Origin of the sequence: Ferrimicrobium sp. (assembly GCF_027319265.1) — a bacterium.
Lineage (GTDB): Bacteria > Actinomycetota > Acidimicrobiia > Acidimicrobiales > Acidimicrobiaceae > Ferrimicrobium.
Map to the genome: position 1 here is coordinate 23725 of NZ_DAHVNP010000071.1, position 6652 is coordinate 30376.

Annotated in this window: 5 protein-coding genes; 2 read left to right on the top strand and 3 right to left on the bottom strand. The window is 59.9% G+C overall.

The features are described from left to right. Positions 1–350: 350 nt before the first annotated feature. Genes M7439_RS11105 through M7439_RS11115 form a run of 3 tightly spaced genes read right to left on the bottom strand, consistent with a single transcriptional unit; the run spans position 351 to position 4542 of the window. Positions 351–896: a DUF6262 family protein gene (locus M7439_RS11105; RefSeq protein WP_298345913.1), complete on the bottom strand. Its 546-nt coding sequence runs from the start codon at positions 894–896 to the stop codon at positions 351–353. Continuing rightward, complete coding sequence (locus M7439_RS11110; RefSeq protein ID WP_298345915.1) at positions 893–3376, bottom strand: site-specific integrase; 2484 nt, start codon at positions 3374–3376, stop codon at positions 893–895. The genes M7439_RS11105 and M7439_RS11110 overlap by 4 nt, the downstream gene beginning before the upstream one ends. Beyond that, positions 3373–4542: a site-specific integrase gene (locus M7439_RS11115; protein ID WP_298345917.1), complete on the bottom strand. Its 1170-nt coding sequence runs from the start codon at positions 4540–4542 to the stop codon at positions 3373–3375. Before M7439_RS11115 ends, M7439_RS11110 begins: the two co-directional genes overlap by 4 nt. Before the next feature lie 425 nt (positions 4543–4967). Between M7439_RS11115 and lspA the strand changes: the two genes are divergently transcribed. Together lspA and M7439_RS11125 are read left to right on the top strand one after the other, a co-directional pair. Further along, on the top strand, positions 4968–5576 hold the full coding sequence (gene lspA / locus M7439_RS11120; RefSeq protein ID WP_298345919.1) for a signal peptidase II: 609 nt from the start codon (positions 4968–4970) through the stop codon (positions 5574–5576). Between the two features lie 3 nt (positions 5577–5579). After that, positions 5580–6485 (top strand): hypothetical protein, encoded by a 906-nt coding sequence (locus M7439_RS11125; protein WP_298345921.1) that lies wholly within the window; start codon positions 5580–5582, stop codon positions 6483–6485. Positions 6486–6652 lie beyond the last annotated feature (167 nt).

A 6652-nucleotide genomic window follows, 5' to 3' on the forward strand; every position in this document is an offset into this window, starting at 1 on the left:
TACCCGCTCGGCGATGCCCATCGAGGGTTGCTACTTGTTAGGATGCTGATCACCAGGGTGGGCCATGTCTAAGATAGGTGGTAATGGCACAAGCGAGCGATCGCATGAGCGTCGAGCCCCATATCGAGTCTGATAAGGGGTGTCCGAGTGGTGGGTCAGCACCGTGCGACGCGGTACCGTCGGCGTGGCGCTTCGCTCTTGTGGTGTGACGTGAGCGAGCACAGCTGGTAGCCTCTTCTCAAGGGGTCATGAATGTTGTAGACAAGGTCGCATGTGAAAATATCCAGTTCAAAGCGTTAATTGTGTTTGCGTAGCGTGCACTACAAGTGTGGTGCACGAAATTGTTCTCGTCAGTCAGATTCAGACCGGGATCGGAGGTTCAAGTTGGTGAATAACTCACGGTTTGCGCTCCGTGCAGCCTTAAGTTCGTCGGTACGTTCGACAAGTTGGATCTTTACGTCTGCCAGTTCGGCTTCGAGCAAGGCAATACGACCACGAAGCTGATCGATGTTGTCTGGAGCCCCGAGACCAGATTCTTGCCAGGTTTGCTCGCCCATCAGCTGCGAGAGGCGATGTTCGAGTTGTTGCACGCGAGTGGCGTAACGCGCATTGCGCTCCTTTGCGGCATGCAGGTCAGCCTCAAGCGACGATCGGCTGACTGTGGTGACGGACGCTGGTCGTTCGGCAAGGGCATGTAGCTCCTCGAGAAGATCGTGGTGACGATAGAGGAAGCTGCGATCGACTCCAGCACTCCGAGCGATAGCGCTCGCGCTTAGTTGTCCTCCGGACTTGGCGGCATCGTCGAGCGCAGTTAGAACACGTTGGCGCCGCCGGAGACTGTCGGCTCTCCTGCCCTCGGCCAGAGCTGCGGTTCGGACGTTTGGGTTAGTGGTCATGGCTGGCGACTCGGCCGGAGATCTAGCGGAACATGGCGTACATCGGGCATTCCGAGTGCCACGGTGCGATGACGGCGGACGGTTTCGACAGCATGGTCAATGCGTGTGCGTTCGTCGATGCCGAGGTCATTAAGTCCCGCCGTGATGTGGGCGATAAGTTGGCGTACCTTGACGATCTCTTCTTTGGATGGCATGGCCTCTTGGCTCGCCCAGTCCTCAAGCTCGGTGGTGGTGGCGAGAAGGCGTTCACGGTTCCGTAGCAGGTCATCCAGATAGGCGTTGAGATCAGGTAGGTAGGAGACGTCGGTCCGGAAGTGGTCACAGCCCGTGCAGCGGAAGCGAAACGGACAGGCACCCCCTCCGGCTTTGACGTTGGAGGGTTCAGTACATACCCCGAAAGGGACGGCGGTCTTGCTGATTGCCCGACGGGCGTGCTCCGAGTCGAGCAAGGTCTGCACCTCATGCCAGATGCGCGTGCCGTGGCGATCGAAGGCCAAGGCGGAGACCGCCTCTATGGCTTGGCGCCGACGTGGCTCGCCGATGTTGTAGTAACCCTTGGTCGTGTCAAGCTTGCGATGGTCCATAAGCTCGCGCAACACGTCGATAGGTACGCCTGCGTCTGCGTGGCGTTGTGCATAGCTGTGGCGATACGCATAGAGCACAACCCGACGCTGGTCGAACTCGGTGCCGTCGTTCCTCCGTAGCACAGGGAGTCGCGAAACCCATTCTCTATGAGCGAACCCCAAGGTGAATGCGGTAATGGCCCTTCGCCCGTCGGGGTTACGTCGATCGGTTGGCAGCAACTTCAACTCGCCAAGTGGGGTGTCGGGAAACCGTGAGCGCACCCGTTGTTGCTGGACCACGATGACCTGGGCCGTGGGTTCACCGATGGGCAGACGCCGACCGAGGCGGTTGGCCTTGTGATTGTCGAACACCAACACTGCAAGGCCGTCCTCATCACGGGTCAGACAGTCGAAGGAAAGATCGCAGATCTCCTCTGGGCGGCGACCGGTATCGATGGCAAGCTCGATACCGGTGCGTACTTCGCTAGATGAGATCTCTATGAGGTGGTTGCACAGCTGGGCCAAGACCTCGGGCGGCACGTCTCGCCCTATCTGCGTAGAGTCTGGCTTATCAGGCACATCTTCACGGTGTATCGCGAAGTCTTCGCCGAGTCCACCCGCGACCTGGCCGGTTCGGGTGAGCCCCATTGCCCGAACCCTTTGAAGCACAGCTCGCACCTCGCGCGTCGCCCGGATACGAGCATCACCACTGATACGCCCGGCAGATACGAGATAGCTCAGCCGGTTCAAGAACCCCTCCATGTCGACTCGACTGAGCGTGCCGGGGAGCTCACCGGCGTCCTCGCGAAGCCTCAGTGACTCCGAAAGCATCACCACACAGTTCACGTGATGGCGTACCGCGAGGCCACCGCTCGTTCGGCGTCCCGGTCGGATGCGGCGTCTTGGAAGATCATCGGCTGCCCAGCGCTTGGTCGCCTCCTTCAACCAGTGCTGACTGATCCGCTCGAACGAGACCGACCCGTAGTGGCCGAAGACCGCAAGGTCCCAGACATCCTTAGCGACCTCGCTCTCCGGGGTGGCGAGTGCCCGGCGAGCATAGGCGGCGAGGGAGTTTGCCAGCCCGATGTAGCCGAGGTTGCCTTGCTTGGCTACTGGGGCCACGAAGGCCTCGATCGAGGCGACCTGTTGACGACGCAGGTCATCACAGAACGCCCGCAGGTCGGACTCCTTGGTCTTGACGCGCTCTACTACGCAGCGACACTGGAGGCCGTAGAGGACCTCGGCAACAACCACTAGATTGAGCCCACGCAGACTGATCTCACCACCGACACCGATGGCGGGCCCAATTGCTCGCCAACTCTCCTCGTCAAGATCGGGCTCACGTCGCAGTGCGACACGTAGGCGAATCTGATGAGCCTCACAATAACAACCATCGGGGTGGCGCCGTTGACGTGTGCATGCAACCACGAGGCAAGGGCCGCTGGGAGGCAGAGCGCTCACCTCGGAGTGGACGATGAAAGCCTTAAGGGGCACCCCGAGGTCGCGTTGCTGGTCAAGGTGTGAACGGCATAACCCCGGTGGGCGCAAGAGCCGCTCCCGCTTGCAGTCATTGACGAGGCACTGCATTGCTGATCGAGTTGGCTTGTTCGGCGGGCTGAGCAGCTCGACCTGTTGGTCAGAGAGCCCCTCTTTCTCCAGGCGGTGCCGACACGAGTAGCAGACTCTGGCCTCCGTTGGAGCCGTTGTATGACATCCCACTACGACGCACACTGGGCGGACAAGGAGGAGGTGGTTCTCTGGTGGCGCAAGCACTAGGCGTTCTGCATCGAAACCTATCTCGGTGAGGAATGTCTCGTTGACAAGTGCTCCGATTCTGCTACCCTGATTCTCGAACCCACCGGAGCCAAAGTGCTCGGAGGTGCTGGCGATCCCTGCCGCCCTTGATGCGCCGCTCACTGTGTTGGTCCGTAGACACCACGAGGTGAAGGGACGGCCTCGATCGCTTGGCGTAGCCTCCCTGGGGCTGGGTGTAGGTAGACCTCCGAGGAGGACATCGATCGGTGACCGAGCAGCTCGGCGATCTCGTCAAGTCTGCCACCGGCATCGGCGAGGTTACTCCCGAAGGCATGGCGCAACTGATGGGGTGCCACCGCTGCCGGCAGGCCAGCCCGCTGCGAGCACGCCCGCAGCAACTCGTTGAGTGCATCGGGGCGCATCGGTGCACCAAGCGGTGCTCGGAACAGGTTCACTACGACGAAGTCGCTCCTGAAGGCCTCTGAACACATGGTGCGTTCAAGCTCATAGGTATCGAATGCCCGGACAACGAGCGCGTCGAGGGGGAGTACGCGGGGGTGCCTAGACTTCGCCCACGACTCGTTGGGGTTGTCGCGTCGCAAAATATGCAGGTGTGCACCGGCTACTTCGCAGCCGAGTCGTCTGGAGTCGACGGCAAGATGTACATCGCTTCGTCGCAACCCACAGACTTCGCCACGCCGGAGACCGGCTCGAGCCATGAGTAACACAACGAGCCGGTCGCGAGCCGAACAACACGCTCGGAGCAGCGCGACGATCTCCTCATCCGAGGCTCGGTCGACGCCAGCGTCAGGCTCGTGTAGACGGTGCCGCGCTCGCAAGCGCCAGGCGATCCGGCCGTCCTCATGTCGGGCGGCCTCGGGTAGCTCAGCGTCGCTGGCAAGCTCATAGAGCAGGGGCAGGAGCCGTGCAGGCGCGTCACCAGCGGCCACCGCATGGTTAACCAAGCCGCGGACCGCCGTGAGCACAACATTTACCCGACGCGCCCCACGAACCGGTTCCACACCCGGACCCGCTAGCACCTCGCCAGTACCCCCGCTACGGCCGACCTCACGAGGAGTGTGACGCAGCCAGGTCATGAATAGTCCAAGGTCCTCGATGCCGACATGCCAGTGACGACTGGTAGCCGCACACCAGCGAAGGAAGAGCGCGATCCCTCCCGCGTAGGACTTGGTCGTTAGCTCCGCACCATCACGACCAAAGCGAACGTGGCGCAGATAGGCATCAGCGATACTAACCGGAACGAGATCGTCATCAACCACCGTCCAATATCGCACCCCGGAGGGAAGAACCACCCTGAAGGTCCGCATCCCATCCCCCCTTCGTCGGCAATCAACCGTGGCCACAACAGTAGCACGTCGTAACACAACGTGCACCACACCCCATGAGAAGGGAGCAGACTAACCCCTACATCAACCATCTATGCAACAGGATGCAACAGGTTCGGGACCCCATGAGAAGGTCGATGGCTGTTGATGCGGTTCAAGCGCTATCTTACCGTGAAGGACCACTTCGGTGGGTACAACCACCTAGGGCGACGGCATGCTGAGCGTGCGATGATGCAAAAGGACCTCTCGACGGTAGACCCCTTCGAGAGCTGATGGAATCGCTCACTCTTGTTACCACCCAGTTCTGTGTTCGGCTATCGAGGGTATGGACTCGCCCGGTCAATGTGAACACACGGTTTCCATTCGGCTAGCAATGGTTGGCTAACGTGGGGCTCATTTAGACTGGGGTGTGGGCGGTACGAGCTGAGGAGTGCAACCTGTCAAAATGTTCGCGTGATCTAAGGTCGGCTCGATGGCTGTCGTTGACAGTCGTTGTTCTCGTCACCGTTGTCGTTGATCTCGCCACGAGTGTCTGGGCGCGGACGTACCTGCGCACGCGAACACCATCGTTTTTTGGCGGTATCGTCAAACTCCGTCTCGTGTACAACACCGGGGCAGCATTTGGCATCGGTGAACAGCACGAGTGGCTTGTGGAGCTGGCCGAGGTAGTGGTCATCGTTGCGCTCTGGTTCCTGTTGCGAAGCACGAATTGGATCGGACGTATTGGGTTTGCGCTGGCTATCGGGGGAGGAGTTGGCAACCTGGTTGTTCGATGGATCGGGTCTGATGGACCACTTCGCTCACCTGTCATCGACTGGATCCACCTCTCGTTCTATCCGACCACCTTCAATATTGCCGATATTGCTCTTCGAGTAGGGATTGTGGTGGCCATCGCTGGTCTCATCCTTGACGGTCGGCGTCGTCGAGCCTCAAGAGGATCCCAACCTAGTGCGACCGCTACGTTAGACGAGTCATCACTCCTTTTGCGCCATGAGCCCCAGCCACCGAAGGAGTGAGCGATGCGGTTGCGTTGGGTGCGGGAGCGAATAGAGCGATGGATACTGTATCTTGTTCTGATTGTCGGAGCCCTTGCCCTCTGGTTGCCAGCCCCGGGCAGGAGCTTTGACCGTGGGGACACGGTCTATGTGACGCTAGCGGTGTTGGTGTTCACGGCTGGTCTGACGGTCGATTTTGCTAGTTTGACGGCGGCTCGACGTGCTGGCTGGCGACTACTCGTCGCCTTGGCCGCGAGTAGTATCCTGTTCCCTCTGTTTGCATGGGGACTCAGTCGTCTTGTGGAGGGTCAGCTGCGTGATGCCTTGCTTGCGGTCGGTGTCGCCCCTAGCGAGGTGGCATCACTTGCACTCGTGAGTCTTGGCGCGGGGGATGTGGCTGTCGCAGCTCTGTTGGTGCTAGGATCCACCGTCGTTACCATCCTGGTGGCAGGTCCGATTCTCTCCGTCCTGTCCACTGCGTCGCATCTCTCCACCATCGGACTTGGTGGAACCTTGGTGGTTGTGGTGGCGATTCCCTTGGCGCTGGGAGCGCTTGTCGGGATGAGATTGACCCCAACGGGAGTCGGGAGGACCGTCGGCGGCATTCTCGGCTCGCTGGCCCTCTTGTTCTTGATTTGGGAGGTGGCGAGCCAGGTGCAACTTGCACCCGTGTATCTGATGGGTGTTGGCTTGTTAATCGTCTTTGTCGTGGGTTCGACACTGATTGGAATGGCTGTTTCGATCGGCACTTCGCGTGCCACACGAACCGGTATCGTCTTGCCAGTCGCTATCCGTGACTTCGCGGTTGCGGCAGGGATCGCCACCGCTGCCTTTGGAGCGACCTCCACAGGACTGCTTGGTATCTATGGACTGCTCGTTCTTGTCCTCGGTGCGCTGACAAGCCGTGGACTGGCACGCAGATCTCGGTGAGCAAGATTCGTTTTCGCTAACGGAGGCTAGGACTCTGCTGAACAACCCACCCCCAAAATGAGGAGAAAATGAGAGGGGACATCTCGGGGTGCTTGAAGGGTTTTCCCAGCTCAAGTAGACTCTTTTCATGTTAGGAACTGAATCTCCCCAGGCCCATCTCACCGCTA

Coding starts and splice junctions, on each gene's coding strand:
- M7439_RS11105 (WP_298345913.1), bottom strand. CDS start 896: ATGACCACTAACCCAAACGTCCGAACCGCAGCTCTGGCCGAGGGCAGG.
- M7439_RS11115 (WP_298345917.1), bottom strand. CDS start 4,542: ATGCGGACCTTCAGGGTGGTTCTTCCCTCCGGGGTGCGATATTGGACG.
- M7439_RS11125 (WP_298345921.1), top strand. CDS start 5,580: ATGCGGTTGCGTTGGGTGCGGGAGCGAATAGAGCGATGGATACTGTAT.